This window comes from Melaminivora sp., from assembly GCF_032059615.1.
Lineage (GTDB): Bacteria > Pseudomonadota > Gammaproteobacteria > Burkholderiales > Burkholderiaceae_C > Melaminivora.
The window spans coordinates 1-19787 of sequence record NZ_DAMCAM010000054.1 but is presented as its reverse complement, the minus strand read 5'-3'; the positions used below and the strand labels follow the sequence as shown (position 1 = coordinate 19787).

General features: G+C 69.8%; 23 protein-coding genes. 3 read left to right on the top strand and 20 right to left on the bottom strand.

Features of this window, described 5'->3' with window-relative positions:
- The 4 genes from RT051_RS11685 to RT051_RS11670 all read right to left on the bottom strand — a co-directional run.
- The coding region (locus tag RT051_RS11685) for a chemotaxis protein CheW (protein WP_313076867.1) at positions 1 to 228 on the bottom strand (228 nt) is incomplete at its 3' end.
- Between the two features lie 19 nt (positions 229 to 247).
- Positions 248 to 2404, bottom strand: coding sequence for a chemotaxis protein CheW (locus tag RT051_RS11680; RefSeq protein WP_313076864.1), 2157 nt, complete (start codon positions 2402 to 2404; stop codon positions 248 to 250).
- 43 nt (positions 2405 to 2447) lie between these two features.
- Positions 2448 to 2810, bottom strand: coding sequence for a response regulator (locus tag RT051_RS11675; protein ID WP_313076860.1), 363 nt, complete (start codon positions 2808 to 2810; stop codon positions 2448 to 2450).
- Between the two features lie 69 nt (positions 2811 to 2879).
- A complete protein-coding gene (locus RT051_RS11670) occupies positions 2880 to 3329 on the bottom strand; it encodes a hypothetical protein (RefSeq protein WP_313076857.1) in 450 nt (149 codons plus the stop codon).
- A 137-nt stretch (positions 3330 to 3466) separates the two neighbouring features.
- Here RT051_RS11670 and RT051_RS11665 point away from each other — a divergent pair, with 137 nt between their 5' ends.
- Both RT051_RS11665 and RT051_RS11660 read left to right on the top strand, forming a co-directional pair.
- A complete protein-coding gene (locus tag RT051_RS11665; protein ID WP_313076855.1) occupies positions 3467 to 4624 on the top strand; it encodes an ATP-binding protein in 1158 nt (385 codons plus the stop codon).
- Positions 4621 to 5250 carry a response regulator transcription factor gene (locus RT051_RS11660; protein ID WP_313076853.1) on the top strand — a complete coding sequence of 210 codons (630 nt, stop codon included), beginning with the start codon at positions 4621 to 4623 and terminating at the stop codon, positions 5248 to 5250. The genes RT051_RS11665 and RT051_RS11660 overlap by 4 nt, the downstream gene beginning before the upstream one ends.
- A 74-nt stretch (positions 5251 to 5324) precedes the next feature.
- Here RT051_RS11660 and fliR read toward each other — a convergent pair whose 3' ends face one another.
- The 13 genes from fliR to fliF all read right to left on the bottom strand — a co-directional run bounded on the left by fliR (position 5325) and on the right by fliF (position 16519).
- A complete protein-coding gene (fliR, locus tag RT051_RS11655) occupies positions 5325 to 6092 on the bottom strand; it encodes a flagellar biosynthetic protein FliR (RefSeq protein WP_313076851.1) in 768 nt (255 codons plus the stop codon).
- Positions 6093 to 6113: 21 nt separating this feature from the next.
- Positions 6114 to 6383, bottom strand: coding sequence for a flagellar biosynthesis protein FliQ (gene fliQ, locus RT051_RS11650; protein WP_313076849.1), 270 nt, complete (start codon positions 6381 to 6383; stop codon positions 6114 to 6116).
- A 23-nt stretch (positions 6384 to 6406) separates the two neighbouring features.
- Positions 6407 to 7198 (bottom strand): flagellar type III secretion system pore protein FliP, encoded by a 792-nt coding sequence (fliP, locus tag RT051_RS11645; protein WP_313076845.1) that lies wholly within the window; start codon positions 7196 to 7198, stop codon positions 6407 to 6409.
- Entirely contained in the window at positions 7191 to 7511 is a 321-nt protein-coding gene (locus RT051_RS11640) for a flagellar biosynthetic protein FliO (protein WP_313076841.1), read from the bottom strand. The genes fliP and RT051_RS11640 overlap by 8 nt, the downstream gene beginning before the upstream one ends.
- Before the next feature lie 11 nt (positions 7512 to 7522).
- The gene (gene fliN, locus RT051_RS11635; RefSeq protein ID WP_313076837.1) at positions 7523 to 7975 is read right to left on the bottom strand and encodes a flagellar motor switch protein FliN; all 453 of its coding nucleotides are present in this window, start codon (positions 7973 to 7975) and stop codon (positions 7523 to 7525) included.
- Entirely contained in the window at positions 7965 to 8969 is a 1005-nt protein-coding gene (gene fliM / locus RT051_RS11630) for a flagellar motor switch protein FliM (RefSeq protein ID WP_313076834.1), read from the bottom strand. Before fliM ends, fliN begins: the two co-directional genes overlap by 11 nt.
- Before the next feature lie 15 nt (positions 8970 to 8984).
- Positions 8985 to 9563, bottom strand: coding sequence for a flagellar basal body-associated protein FliL (gene fliL / locus RT051_RS11625; protein ID WP_313076831.1), 579 nt, complete (start codon positions 9561 to 9563; stop codon positions 8985 to 8987).
- A gap of 173 nt (positions 9564 to 9736) precedes the next feature.
- Positions 9737 to 11140 carry a flagellar hook-length control protein FliK gene (locus tag RT051_RS11620; RefSeq protein ID WP_313076826.1) on the bottom strand — a complete coding sequence of 468 codons (1404 nt, stop codon included), beginning with the start codon at positions 11138 to 11140 and terminating at the stop codon, positions 9737 to 9739.
- Between the two features lie 3 nt (positions 11141 to 11143).
- Positions 11144 to 11602, bottom strand: a complete 459-nt coding sequence (gene fliJ / locus RT051_RS11615) for a flagellar export protein FliJ (RefSeq protein WP_313076823.1) — start codon at positions 11600 to 11602, stop codon at positions 11144 to 11146.
- A 4-nt stretch (positions 11603 to 11606) separates the two neighbouring features.
- Positions 11607 to 13013, bottom strand: a complete 1407-nt coding sequence (gene fliI / locus RT051_RS11610) for a flagellar protein export ATPase FliI (RefSeq protein ID WP_313076820.1) — start codon at positions 13011 to 13013, stop codon at positions 11607 to 11609.
- The gene (locus RT051_RS11605) at positions 13003 to 13749 is read right to left on the bottom strand and encodes a flagellar assembly protein FliH (RefSeq protein ID WP_313076817.1); all 747 of its coding nucleotides are present in this window, start codon (positions 13747 to 13749) and stop codon (positions 13003 to 13005) included. Before RT051_RS11605 ends, fliI begins: the two co-directional genes overlap by 11 nt.
- A 23-nt stretch (positions 13750 to 13772) precedes the next feature.
- Positions 13773 to 14768 carry a flagellar motor switch protein FliG gene (gene fliG / locus RT051_RS11600; RefSeq protein ID WP_313076812.1) on the bottom strand — a complete coding sequence of 332 codons (996 nt, stop codon included), beginning with the start codon at positions 14766 to 14768 and terminating at the stop codon, positions 13773 to 13775.
- Between the two features lie 47 nt (positions 14769 to 14815).
- Entirely contained in the window at positions 14816 to 16519 is a 1704-nt protein-coding gene (fliF, locus tag RT051_RS11595) for a flagellar basal-body MS-ring/collar protein FliF (protein WP_313076808.1), read from the bottom strand.
- 196 nt (positions 16520 to 16715) lie between these two features.
- Here fliF and fliE point away from each other — a divergent pair, with 196 nt between their 5' ends.
- Complete coding sequence (fliE, locus tag RT051_RS11590) at positions 16716 to 17030, top strand: flagellar hook-basal body complex protein FliE (RefSeq protein ID WP_313076805.1); 315 nt, start codon at positions 16716 to 16718, stop codon at positions 17028 to 17030.
- Positions 17031 to 17222: 192 nt separating this feature from the next.
- Here fliE and RT051_RS11585 read toward each other — a convergent pair whose 3' ends face one another.
- The 3 genes from RT051_RS11585 to fliD all read right to left on the bottom strand — a co-directional run bounded on the left by RT051_RS11585 (position 17223) and on the right by fliD (position 19487).
- Positions 17223 to 17522 (bottom strand): flagellar protein FliT, encoded by a 300-nt coding sequence (locus RT051_RS11585; RefSeq protein WP_313076802.1) that lies wholly within the window; start codon positions 17520 to 17522, stop codon positions 17223 to 17225.
- 1 nt (position 17523) lies between these two features.
- Positions 17524 to 17976: a flagellar export chaperone FliS gene (gene fliS, locus RT051_RS11580; RefSeq protein WP_313076800.1), complete on the bottom strand. Its 453-nt coding sequence runs from the start codon at positions 17974 to 17976 to the stop codon at positions 17524 to 17526.
- Positions 17977 to 18047: 71 nt separating this feature from the next.
- Positions 18048 to 19487 (bottom strand): flagellar filament capping protein FliD, encoded by a 1440-nt coding sequence (fliD, locus tag RT051_RS11575; RefSeq protein ID WP_313076799.1) that lies wholly within the window; start codon positions 19485 to 19487, stop codon positions 18048 to 18050.
- Between the last annotated feature and the right edge of the window lie 300 nt (positions 19488 to 19787).

The window sequence follows — 19787 nt, the reverse complement described above, 5'->3', positions numbered from 1 at the left end:
GCGCAGCCGCATGTCCACGATGGGCACGATGGTGCCGCGCAGGTTGGTCACGCCCTTGATGAAGGCCGGCGCATGCGCGATGCGCGTGGGCGTCTCGTAGCCGCGGATCTCCTGCACCTTCAGGATGTCCAGGCCATACTCCTCCTGGCCCAGGCGGAAGGTGAGGTATTCGCGCGCACCGGCCGCGGCGGCCGCGCCCGTGCCCTTGGGGTTCATCACTGCACTCATTCTCGATCGCTCCTTGCCTTCAATGGCGCGCGCGGCGCACCAGCGCCCCGGTGTCCAGGATCAGCGCCACCGTGCCGTCGCCCAGGATGGTGGCGCCCGAGACGTTGGGCACCTTGCGGTAGTTGGTCTCCAGGTTCTTCACCACCACCTGGTGCTGCCCCAGCAGCTCATCGACCAGCACGGCCACGCGGCTGCCGTCGGCCTCGACCACCACCATGATGTTGCTGCCCGCCTCGCCCGCGGGGCGCGGCACCTGAAAGATGCGCTCGAGCGCCACCACGGGCATGTACTCGTCGCGCACCTTGACCAGCTGCGAGCCCTGGGCCACGGTGTTGACCTCCTGCAGGTTGACCTGGAAGGACTCGACCACCGAGGACAGCGGCAGGATGTAGACCTCCTTGTCCACGCCCACCGACATGCCGTCCATGATGGCCAGGGTGAGCGGCAGGCGCACCGACACGCGCATGCCATAGCCCTCGGCCGAGTCGATCTCGATCGAGCCGTTGAGCGAGGCGATGTTCCGTTTGACCACGTCCATGCCCACGCCGCGCCCGGACACGTCGGTCACCGTCTCGGCGGTGGAGAACCCGGGCGCCAGGATCAAATTCCAGACGTCGCTGTCGGACATGCCGTCGGAGACGTCCATGCCGCGCTCGCGCGCCTTGCGGAGGATCTTCTCGCGCGACAGGCCCTTGCCGTCGTCGCGCACCTCGATGACGATGGAGCCGCCCTGGTGCGAGGCCGACAGGGTCAGCGTGCCATGCTCGGGCTTGCCGGCGGCCAGGCGTTCCTCGGGCATCTCGATGCCGTGGTCGCAGCTGTTCCTGACCAGGTGCGTGAGCGGGTCGGTGATCTTCTCGACCAGGCTCTTGTCCAGTTCGGTGGCCTCGCCCTGGGTGACGAAATCGACCTTCTTGCCCAGCTTGCCCGCCAGGTCGCGCAGCATGCGCGGAAAGCGGTTGAACACGGTGGACATCGGAATCATGCGAATCGACATGACCGATTCCTGCAGGTCGCGCGTGTTGCGGTCCAGGTCGGCCAGGCCGGCCAGCAGCTGCTGGTAGATGCCGGCGTCCAGGTCGCGGCTGTTTTGCGCCAGCATGGCCTGGGTGATCACCAGCTCGCCCACCAGGTTGATGAGCTGGTCCACTTTGGAGACGGCCACGCGGATGGTGGAGGACTCCATGGACGAGGCGGGCGCCGCGGCCTTGCCGTCGCCCGCGCCGCGCGCGGCGGCCGGGCGCGCAGCCGCGGGGGCAGCAGCGGCACCGGCGGCACCGGCCGCCGCGCCCTCGGCCGGCATGCCGGGCGCGCCGGGGAAAAAGCCGTAGGGTTCAAGCACCGCGGCGCCGTCGGCGGACGGGGCGGCCTCGGGGGCGGCCGGCAGCGCAGCGGCGGCCGGCTGGGCCGGGGCAGCCTCGGCCTGCCCGGCGGGTCGGATCTGCACCTGCTCCTTGGACACGTGGAACACGAAGAGGTCGAGCAGGTCTTCGTCGGTGGATGTGGTGCGCACCGCAAAGCGGCGCATGTCGGGGCGGTCCTGGGGCAGGTCGCTGATGCTGCCCAGCCCGGGAATGTCGCGAAACAGCTCCTTGATGGCATCGGCCACCGCGGGCTGCGCGAGCGGGCCGACGTCGATCTGCAGCTCACGCTCGCCACCCGGCAGCGCGGCCGGCGCTGCAGCCGGGGCGGGTGCGGGTGCCGGGGCGGGCGCGGGAGCGGCCGGGGCCGGTGTGGGCGCCGGGGCCGGTGCGCCGCCGCCGGCCACCAGCTCGCTGATGCGCCGCACCAGCTCCTGGGTGGACAGGGCCTCGCCCTCGCCGCCCGCCTGGTGGCGCGCCAGCAGGCTGCGCGAGGCGTCGGCCGACTCCAGCAGCACGTCCACCATCTGCGGGATCATCTGCAGCTCATGGCGGCGCAGGCGGTCCAGGAGCGACTCCATCTGGTGGGTCAGCTCGGCCACATCGGAGAAACCGAAGGTCGCCGAGCCGCCCTTGATCGAGTGCGCGCAGCGGAAGATGCCGTTGAGCTCCTCGTCGTTGGCCGCGCTCACGTCCAGGTCCAGCAGCATCTGCTCCATCTGGTCGAGATTCTCGGCCGCCTCCTCGAAGAAGATCTGATAGAACTGGCTCAGGTCGAAGTCGGCGCCAGCGCCGCTTTGGTGGGTGTCCGCCATGGGGGTTCCTGTGTTCTGCGTCGGTTGCCCGGTGCACGGGCGGTCAGCGAATGACCTTCTGGATGACCTCGATGAGGCGGTTCGGGTCGAACGGCTTGACCAGCCAGCCGGTCGCGCCGGCGTTGCGGCCGGCCTGCTTCATCTGGTCGCTGGACTCGGTGGTCAGGATCAGGATGGGGGTGTTTTTGAAGCGCGGATGCTCGCGCAGCCGGCGCGTGAGGCCGATGCCGTCCAGGCGCGGCATGTTCTGGTCGGCCAGCACCAAGTGGATGTCATGGGTTTCGGCCTTCTCCAGCGCATCCTGGCCATCGACGGCCTCCACCACGTGGTAGCCCGCTCCGGTGAGCGTGAAGGACACCATCTTGCGCATGGACGGCGAATCATCGACCGCGAGAATGGACTGCATGTATAGCTCCGACGAATTCAAGTCTTGAAGAATCTGGACAAAATCTGGGACAGGCCTCGGCCGCGGGGGTCAGAACAGCTCCACCGAGCCCGCCTGCATTTCGCTCTGCGTGACGGGGTTGGGCCGGTCGGGAGCCACGTCCTCCATCGGCGCGGCCTCCTCCTCGTCGTCTCCGGCGCCCATGGTCTCGGCCGCCAGGCGAAAGGCGCAGGCCTGCAGCACACGGCTAGTATGGGCGATGAGCTGGGTGGCCATATCGTGGAATTGCAGCTCCGTGACGGCGCTGCGCAACGCCGTGCGCAGCGTCTCCAGCTCGCGCGAGGCCTGCACCGCCTCGTCGCTCAGCGACAGGTTGGCCTCGCCGAAGCGGGCCAGCAGGTTGTCCGTGGCATGGTTGAGCAGCCCCTCGAGCCGCTGCAGGTCGTGCATGACCATCAGCAGGGAATCCTGCAACTCGGCCGCCACCAGCACGGGCAACTGCACGACAGGCCCGGGCGTTGTGTTGGGCGTGGATTGCATCGTTCCTCCATCACTGCCGGCACAGCGCCGGCGACAGGCCGGCGTGGCCGCCTGCGGGGACTTTCATACAGGGTGTGTTGTGCAGTGCCATGTGCCGGCGCAGGGCACCATGTCCCGCTTTGTTCCAATATGTATCCATGATACCCAACCCCGATGAATCCCTGACCTCGAAAAGACCCGTGCGCGTGCTGCATCTCGAGGACTCGCAGGCCGACCATGCCCTGGTGCGCCTGACGCTGCGCCGCGCGCGCCTGGCGCACGAGATCCGCCAGGTGGACACGCTGGCGGATTTTGCCTCCTGGCTGGACCGGGAGCGGTTCGACGTGATTTTGGCCGACTACCACCTGCCGGGTTTCACCGCCATCGATGCCTGGCAGCTGGCCGAGGCGCGCGGCGGCCACCCGCCCTTCGTGCTGCTGTCGGGCGCCATCGGCGAGGCCGCCGCCGTGGACGCCATGCGCCTGGGCTTTGCCGACTACCTGCTCAAGGACGACATGGCGCGGCTGCCGCACGTGGTCGAACGCGCCATCGAGGTGGCCGAGGCCCGGCGCGCGCGCGAGCAGGCCACGGCCGATTTGGCCGAGTCCGAGCAGCGCCTGGCCGCACTGGCCGAGCACCTGCAGACCACGATCGAAGAAGAGCGCGCGGCGATCGCGCGCGAGATCCACGACGACATCGGCGGCGCGCTCACCGCCGTCAAGTTCGACCTGGCCTGGATCCAGCGCCATTCGCGCGAGGAGGGCCTGCGCACCCACGCCGACACGGCCTGCGAGATGCTGCAGCACGCCATCGACGCGAGCCAGCGCATCATGCTCAACCTGCGCCCGCCCGTGCTCGACCAGGGCCTGGCCGCGGCCGTGCAGTGGCTTGCCGAGACCTTCGAGCGGCGCACCCGCCTGCCGGTGCGCCTGCTGTGCGAGAGCGCGGCCGCCGCGCAGGTGCCGCCGGCGCTGCAGCTGGTGGCCTACCGCACGGCGCAGGAGGCACTCACCAACATCCACAAGTACGCGCAGGCCAGCCAGGTGCGCATCGAGCTGTCCGACCACGAGGGCGTGCTGACGCTGGAGGTGACGGACGACGGCTGCGGCATTGCCCCGGAGACGCTGAAGAAACCCCGCTCGTTCGGCCTCAAGGGCCTGGCCGAGCGGGCGCGCCGCGCCGGCGGCTGGCTGGACGTGAGCAGCCAGGTCGGCCGCGGCACCTCCATCATCGTCTCGCTGCCCCTGCCCGGGGCCGCGCGGCTACCATCGCACGCGAGCCCCGGCCCGGAGGGCGAGCAGGAGGATGAGACATGATCAACGTGGTCCTCTGTGACGACCACGCGGTGCTGCGCCGCGGCATCCGCGACACCATCATCGAGTCGCCCGACATCGTGGTCACGGGCGAGGCCGGCAGCTACCCCGAGCTGCGCGAGGTGCTGCGCACCGCCGCCTGCGACGTGCTGCTGCTGGACCTGAACCTGCCCGGGCGCAGCGGCCTGGAGGTGCTGGCGACCCTGCGCGACACGCACCCGCACATCAAGGTGCTGATCGTCTCCATGTACCCCGAGGACCAGTACGCGCTGCGCGCCATCCGCGCCGGCGCCTATGGCTATGCCAACAAGGGGGGCGACCCGCTGGCGCTCATCCACGCCATCCACACCGTGGTGCAGGGCCGCAAATACCTCACGCCCGAGGTGGCGCAGCTGCTGGCCGACAGCCTGGCGCAGCCGGCGGCCGAGCTGCCACACGAGGCGCTGTCCGAGCGCGAGCTGCAGACCCTGGTGAAGATCGCCTCGGGCCGGCGCCTGTCGGATATCGCCGAGGAGCTGATGCTCAGCCCCAAGACGGTGAGCGTCTATCGCGCGCGGGTGCTGGACAAGCTCAAGCTGAGCAACAACGCCGAGTTGACGGTGTACGCCATCCGCAACCAGCTGGTGTGACGCGGCTCGGCGATTACCAATCTTTCAGGCCGTTTGCCCTTCAGGGACAACGATGATTTGCTCTCTTTTTTGACTCACGCTGGCGAGAACAGGTCGATCGCTCGCTGCAGCAGGCTGAGCATGGGCTGCTCCAGCAGGGGCAGCGTGGCCGTGATGCCCAGCATGCCCACGGTGAGCGTGACCGGAAAGCCCACGGCATAGATGTTCATCTGCGGCGCCACGCGCGAGATGATGCCCAGCGTCAGGTTGACGAACAGCAGCAGGGCCACCATGGGCAGGGCGATCCACAGGGCGCTGGAGAACAGCGCGCCGCCCAGCTCGTGCAGGCGCATCTGCCCGACCGCCTCCAACCAGTGGCCCTGCACCGGAAAGCGCTCAAAACTCTTGACCACCGCCATCAGCACCATCAGGTGGCCGTTGATGACGACGAACAGCAGCAGCGCCATGTTGCCGAAGAAGCGCGCCACGGCGCTGACCTGGGCGTTGCTGGCCGGGTCGAAGAAGGAGGCGAAATTCAGGCCCATCTGCAGCCCGATGACCTCGCCGGCCAGCTCCAGCGAGGCGAAGACCAGCCGCACGGCAAAGCCGATGGCCACACCCACCCCCACCTGCTGCACGACCGCGCCCAGCGCCTCGCGGCCGTTGACGCTGATGACCGGCTGCTCGGGCAGCACGGCCTGGGCGCACACGGCGATCAGGAAGGCCAGGCCGATGCGCGTACGCGTGGGCACGGCGCGCATGGAGAACACCGGCGCCACCGAAAACAGCGCCAGCACGCGCAGGAACGGCCACAGCACCGGCGACAGCCAGGCCATGATCTGGGCCTCGGAGAAGGTGATCAAGGGCCTGCCCTCGGCCGCGCGTCAGCCGACCACGCTCGGGATGGACTCGATGGTGCGGCGCAGGAAGTCCACCAGCGTGGAGATCATCCAGGGCCCGGCGACGGCGAACACCAGCACGGCGGCGATCAGCTTGGGCACAAAGGCGAGCGTGGCCTCGTGGATCTGCGTGACCGCCTGGAAGATGCTCACCGCCAGCCCCACGGCCATGACCACGCTCAGCACCGGCAGGGCGATCGTCAGCAGCATGGTCAGGGCCTCGCGGCCCATGGTGAGGACGAACTGTGCGGTCATGGGAGCGGCTTTCTGCGCGTCGTTCAGGTGGAGAAACTCGCGGCCAGCGAGCCGATCAAAAGGTTCCAGCCGTCGGCCAGCACGAACAGCATCAGCTTGAACGGCAGCGCCACCAGCACCGGCGACAGCATCATCATGCCCAGCGACATGAGGATGCTGGAGACCACCATGTCGATGATCAGGAACGGGATGAAGATCATGAAGCCGATCTGGAAGGCCGTCTTCAGCTCGCTCGTGACGAAGGCCGGCACCAGCACGCGCAGCGGCGCCGTCTCGGCCGTGGCGCCGTCTTCGAGCCGGGCCAGACGGGCGAACAGCGCGAAGTCCGACTGCCGCGTCTGCCGCAGCATGAAGGTGCGCACCGGCCCCTCGGCCTGCTGCACCGCCTGCTCGAAGCTCAGCTGGTTGTTGCTGTAGGGCACGTAGGCGTCCTGGTAGACGCGGTCGAGCGTGGGACCCATGACGAAAGCGGTGAGAAACAGCGACAGCCCGACGATGACCTGGTTGGGCGGCGCCGACTGCGTGCCGATGGCCTGGCGCAGGAGCGACAGCACGATCACGATGCGCGTGAAGCCCGTCATCATCAGCAGCACCGCCGGCAGGAACGACAGCGCCGTGAAGAACAGCAGCGTCTGGATGGGCACCGAGTAGCTGGTGCCCCCCGGGCCGGCGCCGATCACCAGGGGCAGCGCGCCCGGCTGGGCCGCCCCGGCCTGCTGCGCCAGCGCCGCCGGGGCCCAGGCAGCCAGCGCCAGGGCGCAGCCGCCGGCCAGCAGGGCACCGGCCCGGCGCAGGCCGCGGCGCGCCTCAGCCATGGCTCTCGGGCGCGCCTGCGCGCGCGGCCGCCACCTCGCCGGCGAACGACGGGGCGGGTAGCACGTGCAGGCAGTTGATCTGCTGCGTCGTCACGCCCAGCACCAACACGGTGCGCTGGTGCGAGGGGCCCACCTCGACGGTCACGATGCGCTGCTGCGGGCCCACGGCCACGGCCGAGAGCACGCGCGAGGCCGCCCCGGTGCCGCCACCAGGCAGCAGCCCCATCTGGCGCTGCTGCAACCGGCGGATCAGCCAGGGCAGTGCCGACAGCGCCGCCACGAACAGCACCACCAGCGCCAGCGTCTGCGTCATGCCCACGGCCGTCAGCCCCGGCTCACGCGGCGCAGCCGCTCGGAGGGCGTGACCACGTCGGTCAGGCGGATGCCGAACTTGTCGTTGACCACCACCACCTCGCCCTGGGCGATGAGGTAGCCGTTGACCAGCACGTCCATGGGCTCGCCGGCCAGCGCGTCCAGCTCGACCACCGAGCCCTGGGCCAGCTGCAGGATGTACTTGATCGGCACCTTGGTGCGGCCCAGCTCCACCGACAGCTGCACCGGGATGTCCAGCACCATGTTGATGTCGTGCACCGCCGGGTCGGCCGCAACCGAGGACGGGCGCATGGCCTCGCCCGACAGGGGCCCGCCCTGCTCGGCATCGAAGGTGTTGCCGCCATCGGAGCGCTTTTGCTCCTCCAGCGCCTCGGCCCAGCCGGCGAACGGGTCGTCCGCGCCGCCGTCGGCCGGCAGGCCGTCGTGGTCGTTTTCATTTGCCATGTTTGTCTCCCAGCCAGCTGGCGTCCGCGGTGCGCAGGCACTCCTCGATGCGGATCGCGTACTTGGCGTTGTGCGTGCCGTACTGGCACTCGAACAGCGGCACCCCGCCGATGGAGGCGCGGATGCGCGGCTCGCGGTCGAGCTCGATGAAGTCGCCCGGCTTCATGGCCAGCAGCTGCTCCACGGTGGCGTCGGCGCGGGCCAGCTCGGCCACCAGCGTGACCTCGGCGGCCTGGATCTCACGCGTGAGCACGCGCACCCAGCGGCGGTCCACCTCGATCGCATCGCCCTGCGTGGCCGAATACAGCACGTCGCGGATGGGCTCCAGCGTGGCGTAGGGCATGCAGATGTGGATGGCGCCGGACAGGTCGCCGATCTCCAGCTGGAAGGCCGTGGACACGACGATCTCGCTGGGCGTGGCGATGTTGGCGAACTGCGGCTGCATCTCCGAGCGCTGGTAGCCGAATTCGAGCGGGTAGATGCCCTGCCAGGCCTTTTTGTATTCCTCGCAGATCACGTCCACCAGGCGGTTGATGACGCGCTGCTCGGTGGCGGAGAAGTCCCGCCCCTCGATGCGCGTCTGGAACTTGCCCGTGCCGCCGTACAGCGTGTCGATGACGCCAAACACCAGCGAGGGCTCGCACACGATCAGGCCGCTGCCGCGCAGCGGGCGGATGGCGACGATGTTGAAGTTGGTCGGCACCACCAGCTCGCGCAAAAAGGCGTTGTAGCGCTGCACCGACACCGTGCCCACCGAGATCTCGGGGCTGCGGCGGATCAGGTTGAACAGGCCGATGCGGAAATTGCGGGCGAAACGCTCGTTGACGATCTCCATGGTGGGCATGCGCCCACGCACGATGCGCTCCTGGCTGGAGATGTCGTAGCTGCGGATCGAGCCGGCCTCGATCTCTTCCTTGACGGTTTTCTGGCTCTCGCCCGTGACGCCCTCCAGGAGGGCATCGACTTCTTCCTGCGACAGAAAGGATTCACTCATGAGACAGTCCTCGGCTCACTGAACGATGAAGCTGGAGAACAGCACCTGGCGCACCGGGTTGTTGGGTTCGGCGCGGCGGCGCGGCGGCTCCTCGTCGTCATAGTCATCCTCATCCCGCGGGGTGCTGCGTTTCGTGGGCTTGGGCGGGGCAATGCCCAGGGGGCGCAGCACCTCGCGGCGCACGTCGGCGGCCAGCTTTTCCTTGCCGTCGCGCGTGAGCAGCTCGTCGCTGGTGCGCTGCGACACCAGCAGCAGGACGCTGCTGCGGATGCTGGGCATGTAGGCCTTGACCTGCTCGGCCACCTTGGCGTCGTCGAGCTCCAGCGTGATGCCGATCTGCGCGAAACGGTCGCCGCCCGGGTCGGCCAGGTTCACCACCATGCTCTCCAGCGGCAGGAACGTGGGCGGCGCCTTGGGCGTGGCGCTCTGGCTGGCGCGCGGCGCGCCGCCTTCCTCGTCCTCGTCGGCCGCATGGCGCTGCGACAGGAAGAACCAGGCGGCGGCCCCGCCCAGCACCACCACAAGCAGCACGATCGCCGCGATGACGATCAGTTTCTTGCTTTTCTTCGGAGGAGCGGCTTCGGTCTCGGACACTGCGGGGCTTTCTGGCGCTGCGCGCGCGCACGGCGATGGTCGGGCAGGGTGCCACCACGCGGCGCCCCATCTCGGCGGATGGGGGGATTATTGGCGCGCGGCGCGGGCCATGATAGCCAGAATAAACGCCGGAAAGCCGCGCTTTCGGCGGCTTGGCGCAAAGCCCCGGCCTCTCAGACGAAGATGTCCACCGAGCGCTCGGCGGCCGTGCCGCGGCCCGGCTGGCGCGGCCCCGGGGCGCTCTGGTCCATGCCCGCGCGCACCACGCCCTGGCGGGCGCCGCGGTTGTCACCACCGTCCTCGCCGCCCGCGCCTGAGCGACCCTGGCGCCCCCCCTGCCCTGCCCCGACCGTCATGCCCGCCAGCTGCAGGCCCTGCTCCTGCAGCAGCGCGCGCAGCTCGGCCGTGCCGGCGTCGAGCATCTGGCGCGCCTGGGCCTCGTCGCTGTGGAAGCTGACATGGGCCTCATTGCCGGCCAGCGAGACCTGCACGTGCACCGGCGCGCCGTCGCGCTCGAGCGTGAGCGCGGCGTTTTGCAGGCCCTGGTGGACCCAGTAGCTCACCTGCTCGGCCAGCTCGGCCTCGGCGGCTGCCGGATCGGCCACCGCTGCGGCGTTCGGGTCGGCCAGCCCGCCCTCGGCCGGGGGCTGGATGCCTTCGGCACCCGAAGCGGCAGTGCCCGCCGCACCCGGCCCGCCCGCGCCAGCGGGGCTGGCAGGGCCGGCGCCGGGGCGCGATTCCGGCGCGCCGGACAGGGCCGCGGCCGCCGACATCCCCGGGTCGCCCTGCGGGGGGACAGTGGCAGCCTGGACCTGCGGCACGTCGGTGCGGGGCCCGCCCGCGGTGCTCGCGGCCGGCTGGGCGGCACCGGACGCCGCCTGGGCCGCCGGCGCCTGCAGCGTGGCCGCGGCGGCGGCCACGTCGCGCACGGCCGCCATCAGCGTGCCGGTGCTGGCGCGGGCCACGGCGGCGGGCAGGGCCGGGGCGCCGGCCGGGCGCGCCGGCCTGCGGGCTGTGCCCGGGCGGTCGGCGCCGGGCTCCAGCGCGGCCTGTGCATCCACATCGAGGTCGGGCTGCGCCGCGTCGAGCAGGGCCGTCTCGCCCACCAGGGTGTCGGCCCCGGGCCTGCCGTGCAGCGCCACGTCCAGCCCCTGCTGCGCCGCGCCGCGCAGGCCGTGCGACGCAGCCCCGCGCGCTGCGCCACCGGGCCAGGCCAGGTCTCCCTGGACATTGCCCACCTTCTGCCCCGGCCCTTCGGCGGGCAGCTGGATCGGGGCGCCGGGCATCTGGCCCATCAGCATGGCAAGCAGGGTGCCTTCGGCAACGACCTCGGCACCAGAGGCATCGGCGTCGTCTGCGCCCTGCCCCGCGGCGCCTGGCAGGGCCGGCTCAGCCGGCGTCGTCTCCGGCACCACTGCTGCGTCCTGTCCAAGGCCGGCCAGCAGCGCGGCAAAGCCGCCCGCCTGGGCGCCGTCCTGCGCCTCGACGGCCGGGCGGCGCGCGCCCCGCGCCGCGCTGGCGGCATGAGCGCCCTGAGGCGCACCGGTTTCGATGCCTGCCTGTGCCGTATTCATCATGGCTCACTCCTCGTGGCTGGCGGCGCGGCGTGCTGCGGCACGCTGCGACGCGTATTCGTCGGTCTGCTTCTGTTCGTTGCGCTGGCGCTCGCGCGCCTGCTCGGCCTGGCGCTGTTCGAGCACCTTGCGCAGGCTGGACAGGCGCAGCTCGGCCTGCAGCAGCGCCGCCCGTGCCGCTGCCACGCGCTGGTCCTGCCCGGCCACCACGCGGGTTTGCAGTCCGGCGGCGTGCTCCAGCCGGCCGACGAACTGGTAATGGTGGCGCATCACCTCCGGTGCCAGCGCACGCCCTTCGCTGGCGCCCCAGCGGTCCTGCAGCTCCAGCGCATAGCCCTCGATCTGCGCGAGCTGCGCCTGCGCGGCCTGGTGCGCGGCCTCCACGCTCTTGAGCGCCTGGCGCGCGGCGTCGCGCTGGCGCTCGGCCAGCTCGACGGCGACGGTGAAGGCTTTCAGGCTCGACATGGCCTCATGCCTCCTGCAGCGCCTGGGCCATGCCGGCGACGCTGTCGTCCATGGTGGCGCCGTCGAACATGCTCTGCTGCAGGAAGGCCACCATGCCCGGCTGCAGGCGGATAGCCTCGTCGATCTGCGGGTCGGAGCCGGCCATGTAGGCGCCCACCTGGATCAGGTCGCGGCTCTTCTGGTAGCGCGAGTACACGGCGCGGAAGCGCCGCGCCAGGTCGAGATGCTCGCGTGTGACGACGTTGTGCATGACGCGCGAGGCCGACTGCTCGATGTCGATGGCCGGGTAGTGCCCGCCCTCGGCCAGCGCCCGCGACAGCACGATGTGCCCGTCCAGGATGGCGCGCGCGGCGTCGGCGATCGGGTCCTGCTGGTCGTCCCCTTCAGAGAGCACGGTATAGAACGCGGTGATCGAGCCCACGCCGTTCAGGCCGTTGCCGCTCCTCTCGACCAGCGCCGGCAGCTTGGCAAAGCAGCTGGGCGGGTAGCCCTTGGTGGCCGGCGGCTCGCCAATCGCCAGGGCGATCTCGCGCTGCGCCATGGCGTAGCGGGTGAGCGAGTCCATGAGCAGCAGCACGTGCCTGCCCTTGTCGCGAAAGTGCTCGGCAATCGCCGTGGCGTAGGCGGCGCCCTGCATGCGCAAGAGCGGCGGTGCGTCGGCCGGGGCCGCCACCACCACGGCGCGGTCGCGGTCGCCCGCGCCCAGAATGTCCTCGACGAACTCCTTGACCTCGCGGCCGCGTTCGCCGATCAGCCCGACCACGATGACGTCAGCCCGGGTGTAGCGCGCCATCATCCCGAGCAGCACCGACTTGCCCACGCCCGAGCCAGCAAACAGGCCCAGGCGCTGGCCCCGGCCCACGCTCAGCAGCGCGTTGATGGAGCGCACGCCGGTGTCCAGCGGCTCGCGCACCGGGTCGCGCTCCATGGCGTTGATGGGGCTGCGGTCCATGGGCAGGGCGCGCACGTCGGCCAGCGGGCCGGCATGGTCCAGTGGCTGGCCCTGCGAATCCACCACCCGCCCGAGCAGGCCGTCGCCCATGGGCAGCAGCAGGGCTCCCTCGCCCGCGGGTCGGCCCTCTTCCAGGGGCGCCGCGCCCAGGCGCAGCGGCGGCACGAAGGCCGGCGCCGGCGTGACGCTGGCGCCGCTGGACAGGCCGTGGATGTCGCCCGCCGGCATCAGGTAGGCCTTGTCGCCGGCAAAGCCCACGACCTCGGCCAGCACCGCGTCGTGCCCGGGCATCTGCACCTGGCACTGCGAGCCCACCGGGGCGCGGATGCCCGCGGCCTCGAGCACCAGGCCGGTCAGGCGGGTCAGCGTGCCGCGCGTCTCCAGCGGGTTGGGGCCGGCCACGCGCTCGCGCGCCGTCGCCATCCACTGCTGCCAGGCGGCATCGGGCTCAATGGCCATGGCCGGCCCCCCGCCATGCGTCGGTCAGGCCCAGCGCGGCAATGGCCCGCCGCCAGCGCTTGTCCAGCGTGCCGTCGATCACCATGCCGGCGGACTCGACCATGCACTCGCCCGGCTGCACCGAGGCGTCGGCCAGCCATTCGATGCGCGGGTTGGGAAATTCGCTGCGCAGCGCCGGCGCCACGGCCTCCCAGTCGGCGGGGTTGAGCTTGACCGTGGCCGGGCGGCTCTCGCCGACCAGCATGGACAGGGCCTCGCGCACCACGGGCAGCACGGCCTCGCGGTTGACGGCCAGCTCGCTCCTGAGGACCTGGTGGGCGATGTCGCAGGCCAGGCCCAGCACCTGCTGCGCCATGTCCTGCTGCAGCCCGGAAAAACTCGCCTCCAGCGCCTGGGCGACCTGCGCCAGCCGCCCGGCCGCCTCGCGCCCCTGGCCGGCGACGTATTCGTCCATGCGCTGCTGCCAGTGCAGGCCCGCCTGCTCCTGGCCCTCGGCCACGCCCTGGGCGTGGGCCTGCTGGCAGGCCTGGGCCAGCAGCGCCTCGTGCTGGGCCTCGGTAATCACGGGCTCCAGCGGCGCCGCCGGCTCCTGCTCGGCGGCCGCGGCCGCTTCGGCGAACAGCGGCTCGAGCACCGGCGCGCCGCCCATGCCGACCGAGCCGAACTGCCAGCGCGTGACCTCGCCCACCTCCTCGCGCGGGATGAAACGGGTGTAGTTGCGGTGGTTGCCTGCCATGTCTTCTCAGCCTGCCGCCCGGGTCACACGAAGGCGTCGTCGGCGCCGCCGGCCAGGGCGACCTGCCCTTCCTCGGCCAGACGGCGCACGGTCTTCAGGATTTCGCGCTGCTGCGCCTCGACCTCCGACAGGCGCATGGGCCCGCGCGACTCCAGGTCCTCGCGCATGGCCTCGGCGGCGCGCGAGGACATGTTGGCCAGAATCTTGTCGCGCACCTCGGGCTGGGCGCCCTTCAGGGCCACGACCAGCGTCTCGGACGCCACTTCGCGCAGCACGGTCTGGATGGCGCGGCCATCGAGCTTGGCCAGATCGTCGAAGACGAACATCTTGTCCATGATCTTCTGCGCCAGGTCGGCGTCGTAGCTGCGGATGGATTCGAGCACCACGGCGTCGGCGCCCGAGCCCATGAGGTTGATGATCTCGGCTGCGGCCTTGACGCCGCCCAGCGAGCTCTTGCGGATCTTGTCGCCGCCGGCCAGCACGCGAAACAGCACTTCGTTCAGGTCCTTGAGCGCCGTGGGCTGGATGCCCTCGATGGTGGCGATGCGCAGCATGACCTCGCCACGCTGGCGCTCGGACAGGTGCATCAGGATGCCCGAGGACTGCTCGGGATCGAGGTGCACCAGGATGGCGGCAACGATTTGCGGGTGTTCGTTGCGCAGCAGCTCGGCCACCGACAGCGGGTCCATCCACTTGAGGCTCTCGATGCCAGAGACATCGCCGCCCTGCAGGATGCGGTCGATCAGCAGCGCCGCCTTGTCGTCGCCCAGGGCGCGCTTGAGCACGGCGCGCACGTAGTTGCTGGTGTCCGACACCAGCAGGCTCTGCGCCGCCGCGTCGTTGGTGAAACGGCCCAGCACCTCATCGACCTTCTCGCGCGAGACGGTGCGCATGCGGGCGATGGTCTCGCCCAGCTTTTGCACCTCCTTGGGCGACAGGTGCTTGAAGACCTCGGCGGCCTCCTCCTCGCCCAGCGACATCAGCATGATGGCCGCGTCGTTCAGCCCTTGCTCATCCATAGATCACCACCTGCAATCCGTCGTCAGTCCTGGCTCGCGGCGCCACGTCACTCACCGTTCACCCAGGTCTTGATGATGTTGGCCACCGCCACGGGATTGTCGCGCGCCAGCGTGCGGGCGTCCTCCAGGCGTCTCTGCTCGGGCGTGGGCGGCAGCTCCTTGACGGGCAGGGCCACCTGCTCGGGCGCGGGCAGCGCCGGGCGCTCCAGGCTCTCGGACTCAATGGCATCCACCTGCAGGCCCGCGGCCGGCACGGCCTGGGGTGCGCCGCGCGCCTTCAGAGTCGGGCGCACCAGGCCCAGCAGTAGCAGGGCCACGGCCAGCGAGACGCCCAGGGGCCAGCCCAGCGTGCGGGCCAGTTCGCGCACCTCGGGCTGCTTCCACAGCGGCAGCTCGACCACGTTCTCCTGCTCCACCAGGAACGGCGTGTTCATCAGGTTGACCGAGTCGCCGCGCTCCTTGTTGAAGCCGATGGTCTCGCGCACCAGCGCCGTCATCTGCTCGATCTGCTCGGGCGACAGGGCCTTGGCCTGGGCCGGCTTGCCGGCGCCTTCGCTCACGCTGGCGTAGTTGACGACCACCGCGGCATTCACGCGCTTGATGGCGCCGGCGCTGCCGCGCGTGACCTGGGTGGTCTTGTCCACCTCGTAGTTGGTGACCGATTCGCGCTTGCCCTGGCCGGCTCCGCCCTGCTGGCCGCCGCCCGCGCCCAGCTGCGGCGCCGGGCCGTTGATGGGCGCGCCCGCGGCCTGGGGCGGCTGGTTGGTCACGGCGCCGGGCACGCCCGTGGGTGGCTGGCTGCCCGGGGTGACGCCAGTTTCCAGCACCTGCTGGCTGCGCACGGCGCTGGCTTCGGGCGAGAGGTTGGGCCGGTGCTGCTCCACGGTGGACTCGGTGTGGCTGAAGTCCACCTCGGCCGTGACCTGGGCGCGCACGTTGTTCTTGCCCACCACCGGCTCCAGCAGGTCGACGATGCGGCGGGTGTACTGCTGCTCGATCTGCTGCACATAGGCCAGCTGCTGGGCATCGACGCTGGCCCCGGAGTTGCCATCGGGCGACTGCGACAGCAGCTTGCCGGTGTCATCGAGCACGCTCACGGCCGAGGGCGCCAGCTCGGGCACGCTGGAGGCGACCAGGTGCACGATGCCGGCCAGCTGCGCGCGGTCGAGCACGCGTCCCGGGTGCAGGCTCACCAGCACCGAGGCCGAGGGCTTTTGCTGCTCGCGGAAGAACCCGTTCTGGTTGGGCAATGCCAGGTGCACGCGCGCGCTTTGCACCGAAGCCAGCGCCTGGATGGAGCGGGTGAGCTCGCCCTCCAGGCCGCGCTGGAAGTTCAGCCGCTCCTGGAACTGGGTCACGCCGAAACGGCTGGTCTCCATCAGCTCGAAGCCCGAGACCGACCCCTTGGGCAGGCCGGCCGTGGCCAGACGCAGGCGCACGTCGTGCACACGCTCGGCCGGCACCAGGATGGCGCCGCCGCCCTCGCTGTACCTGTAGGGCACGTTCATCTGCGTGAGCTGCGCGACGATGGCGCCGCCGTCCTTGTCGTTCACGCCGGCGAACAGCACCTTGTAGTCGGGCTGGCGAGCGTAGAAGAAGGCGCCCACGACGACGGCCAGCAGCACGGCGGCCGCCGCACCCCAGCGCAGCCGGGTGGCGCGGTCGAGCGCACCGAACCGGGCAAGCAGGCCCGGCGCCGCGGGGGCGGCGGGGTTGGGTACGGCGGGGATTTCTGCGACGGCGGAGGTCATCGTGGCTTGGGGCGTGACGGCAATCGGAAGGGGGCGGCGCCAGGGCGGGCCCAATGGCAGTTGCGGCGATTATGGGTTTGCGCCCCGCCGGCGTTCGCCCGATAAGGCGCGCCTTTGGCCTGTTATTCCGCCAGCGCGGCGCGCGGGCAGGCCCTAGGATTGCCCCACTTTCCCAACTCCCGCCACGCCTTACGCCATGGACCTGCGCATCGCCAGCACCACCCAGCCCCTGACGGGCACCCAGCTCGCCCGCCGCGCCACCGCGCCGCAGGGCGGCGCGGGCGAGGTCGGCGGCTTCTCCACGGCCTTCAAGGACGCGCTGCGCGGCGTGAGCAATGCGCAGGCCCAGGCGAGCGATCTGCAGCGCGAGGTGCAGCTGGAGAATCCCAACGTCAGCCTGGAGGAAACCATGGTCGCCATGCAGAAGGCGCAGATCGGCTTTCAGGCGACGCTGCACGTGCGCAACCGCATGGTGCAGGCCTACACCGACATCATGAACATGCAGGTGTGACGCCCCGCCGACTCAATTTTTGATAGCGCACTCTCCAAGCCCGACAAGGGCTGGAGCCACTTTTCTTTAAAATTTTCAGCAAAAAAGCCGACCACCTTGCGGGTGGTCGGCTTTTGTTCGTTTTGCCCCTGGAAGCCCCTGCCGGGCGCGGGGACCTCGGCCCGGCCCTGGAGCCGGGCCGCCGCCCCGGGATCAATGCATGACCTGGGGCTGGCCTTCGAACAGGTGGTCGAACTGGGCGATCCAGGGCTCGGTCAGGTAGCGGATCTGGGCGTCGTTGCGCAGGATGCGCTGCATGATGCGCGCCTTTTCCTTGCGCTCCTCGGGCGCCAGCTCCTGCTGGCCCGCCTGGAAGCGCAGCTGCTCGATGAGCACCGCACACGCGCCTTCGCAGCGCACCACTTCGTCCCAGTCCTTCAGGCGCGCGGCCTCCAGCATGCGGGAGCTGCTTTGTTCAATGGCTTTGTAGTAGTCGATCAGCATTTCGGGCATTTCAGGCCTCCACCAGTGCAGAGGGCATCGCATCGTTGGCTGCTGCCATGGCAGCGGCGGCCGGGTTCTTCATGTCGCGCCAGGCCTGCGAGATGGGCTCGATCAGGCGCGCCACCTCCTGCAGCATGGCGTCGTCATTGGCCATGTTGGCCTGGATCAAGCGGCGCAGGGAATAGTCGTACACGGCCTCCAGAGATGCGGCCAGCTCGCCGCCGGCTTCGCGGTCCAGGGCGGTGAGCAGGCCTTCTTCGAGAATGCGGACGGCCTTGCCGATGCCGTCGCACTTGGCCTGCACGTCGTTGCGTGCCAGCGCTCCACGTGCCGAAGCGATGGCGTTGAGCACGCCTTCATACAGCAGCGCGACCAGCTGGTGCGGGTCGAACGTGGGCATGCTGGTCTCCACGTTGATGCGCTGATAGGCGGATGCGGAACGGGAACTGAAGGCGTTGAACATGGTGGCTTCCTTGACTGACTGCTGACCTCTTTATCGGCCACACGGCGGAAAACTGAAGGCTTGCGTCGCCCTCACATCTTGGTTTTGTTCCATGTCGTCACCTGCTGCGAGATGTACGCGTTGAGGGCGTTGATCTTGCTCATCTGCGTGTCCAGGGCCGTATAGCGCGACATCAGCAGCGCCTCGGCACTCGCGGCCCGGTCGTTGACCCGCTGGACCTCCTTGGCGTTGGCCTTGAGGACATTCTTCAGCTGCTTGTCCTTGGTGGCGAAAAAGCCATCACTGTCCAGCAGATCACTGGTGGCGGCCTTGACCTTCTCCGCCACGCCATCGGTGGTCGTGCCCACGCCGTCGGCGCCGATGAACAGGGCCTTGAGGCCGGCCGGGTCCTTGAGCGCTGCCTCCAGCTTGGTGCTGTCGATCGCCAGGTCGCCGCCCTTGACGGTGCCCAGTCCTATATCCGAGAGCATGCGGAAAGGCCCCGTGCTGCTGGAGAACGACTGCATCACGTTGCGCAGCGTGTTTTGCAGACCTATGGCCGTGGAATCGCCCTGCAGCATGCCGCCTTCCTTGGTGCCGACGTCGTATTTGGTCAGATCATTGAGCGCCTGGTTGACCGCGTTGTAAGCCACCACGAAATCTTCGATGTTCTTCTTCATCGCATCGCCGTCGCGCTTGACGGTGATCTCGATGGGCGCGGTGGTCTTCTGCTCGGCCTTGAATGTCACGCCGGCCACGGCGTTCTCGAAGGAGTTGGTCGGCGAGCTGACGGCGAACTGCCCGTTGATGGTGGCCTTGGCATTGGCAGCGGCACCCACGCCCGGGTCGGTGGACAGGCCAGCGGCAAGGCGCGACAGGCCCTGATCATCGCCCGTGTCACCGTCGGCGTCGTCGAGGATGGAGACCTTGAAGCCGGCCTCCTCGCCCGTGTTCTTGCTGCGCAGCATCAGGCGCTGACCGGTCTCGTCGGTCAGGATGGTGGCCGTGACGCCGCTCTTGGATTCGTTGATCTTGCCGGCGATATCGGACAGGGTGTCGCCCGCGCCCACGGAAATCTCCACCGCGGGGCTGGCGCTGCCTGCCGTGAAGTTGCCGCCGTCCCACTTGCCGATCTCCAGCTTCAGCGTGCCAGCGCCCACCGGCTGGCCCGCAGGCAGGCCCTGGGCGGTCGACACCTGGGCCTTGGCCAGTTGCTCGACCTCGACGCTGAAGGTGGTCTCCACCGTGCCACCAATTGCCGTGGCCGAAACGATCTTGCTGTCCGACGACATGGCGGAGACGGCGTTCCAGCCGGTCATGCTCGAGAGCTTGCTCGCGGCCGACTGCAGGGTGGACACCAGGGACTTGACCTGGCCGAAGGTGGAAATCTTGGCTTCGGTCAGCTTGGCCTGGTAATTGAGGCCGTTGGGGCGGGTGATGGGCATCTTGACCGCATCGACGGACGCCTTGATGAGCGCGTTCACGTCCACGTTGCCGCCCAGGCCCACACCGATCGAAGAAAAACTGGCCATGACCACCTCCTGGGCAAAACCCGACGCCAACACAAAGGACATTATCTGCCGGGGGCCGCGCGACCAGGACAAGGAAAAGGGCGCTGCAAACCCCTCTGTTTCCTGTACCGCGCCACTTGCGCGAAAGCCGGCGCGGCGGGAAAACCCGTCGCGCCGGCTTCAGACCTCCCGCTGGCGGTGCAGGGAAGCGGGCGCCGGGCGCCACGCTCCCTGAGCCGCCGCACCGATCAGCGCAGCAGGGCCAGCACGCCCTGGGGCAGCTGGTTGGCCTGCGCGACCATGGCGGTGCCGGCCTGCTGC

Coding starts and splice junctions, on each gene's coding strand:
- RT051_RS11680 (WP_313076864.1), bottom strand. CDS start 2,404: ATGGCGGACACCCACCAAAGCGGCGCTGGCGCCGACTTCGACCTGAGC.
- RT051_RS11675 (WP_313076860.1), bottom strand. CDS start 2,810: ATGCAGTCCATTCTCGCGGTCGATGATTCGCCGTCCATGCGCAAGATG.
- RT051_RS11670 (WP_313076857.1), bottom strand. CDS start 3,329: ATGCAATCCACGCCCAACACAACGCCCGGGCCTGTCGTGCAGTTGCCC.
- RT051_RS11665 (WP_313076855.1), top strand. CDS start 3,467: ATGATACCCAACCCCGATGAATCCCTGACCTCGAAAAGACCCGTGCGC.
- RT051_RS11660 (WP_313076853.1), top strand. CDS start 4,621: ATGATCAACGTGGTCCTCTGTGACGACCACGCGGTGCTGCGCCGCGGC.
- fliQ (WP_313076849.1), bottom strand. CDS start 6,383: ATGACCGCACAGTTCGTCCTCACCATGGGCCGCGAGGCCCTGACCATG.
- fliP (WP_313076845.1), bottom strand. CDS start 7,198: ATGGCTGAGGCGCGCCGCGGCCTGCGCCGGGCCGGTGCCCTGCTGGCC.
- RT051_RS11640 (WP_313076841.1), bottom strand. CDS start 7,511: ATGACGCAGACGCTGGCGCTGGTGGTGCTGTTCGTGGCGGCGCTGTCG.
- fliN (WP_313076837.1), bottom strand. CDS start 7,975: ATGGCAAATGAAAACGACCACGACGGCCTGCCGGCCGACGGCGGCGCG.
- fliM (WP_313076834.1), bottom strand. CDS start 8,969: ATGAGTGAATCCTTTCTGTCGCAGGAAGAAGTCGATGCCCTCCTGGAG.
- RT051_RS11620 (WP_313076826.1), bottom strand. CDS start 11,140: ATGATGAATACGGCACAGGCAGGCATCGAAACCGGTGCGCCTCAGGGC.
- fliJ (WP_313076823.1), bottom strand. CDS start 11,602: ATGTCGAGCCTGAAAGCCTTCACCGTCGCCGTCGAGCTGGCCGAGCGC.
- fliI (WP_313076820.1), bottom strand. CDS start 13,013: ATGGCCATTGAGCCCGATGCCGCCTGGCAGCAGTGGATGGCGACGGCG.
- RT051_RS11605 (WP_313076817.1), bottom strand. CDS start 13,749: ATGGCAGGCAACCACCGCAACTACACCCGTTTCATCCCGCGCGAGGAG.
- fliG (WP_313076812.1), bottom strand. CDS start 14,768: ATGGATGAGCAAGGGCTGAACGACGCGGCCATCATGCTGATGTCGCTG.
- fliF (WP_313076808.1), bottom strand. CDS start 16,519: ATGACCTCCGCCGTCGCAGAAATCCCCGCCGTACCCAACCCCGCCGCC.
- fliE (WP_313076805.1), top strand. CDS start 16,716: ATGGACCTGCGCATCGCCAGCACCACCCAGCCCCTGACGGGCACCCAG.
- RT051_RS11585 (WP_313076802.1), bottom strand. CDS start 17,522: ATGCCCGAAATGCTGATCGACTACTACAAAGCCATTGAACAAAGCAGC.
- fliS (WP_313076800.1), bottom strand. CDS start 17,976: ATGTTCAACGCCTTCAGTTCCCGTTCCGCATCCGCCTATCAGCGCATC.
- fliD (WP_313076799.1), bottom strand. CDS start 19,487: ATGGCCAGTTTTTCTTCGATCGGTGTGGGCCTGGGCGGCAACGTGGAC.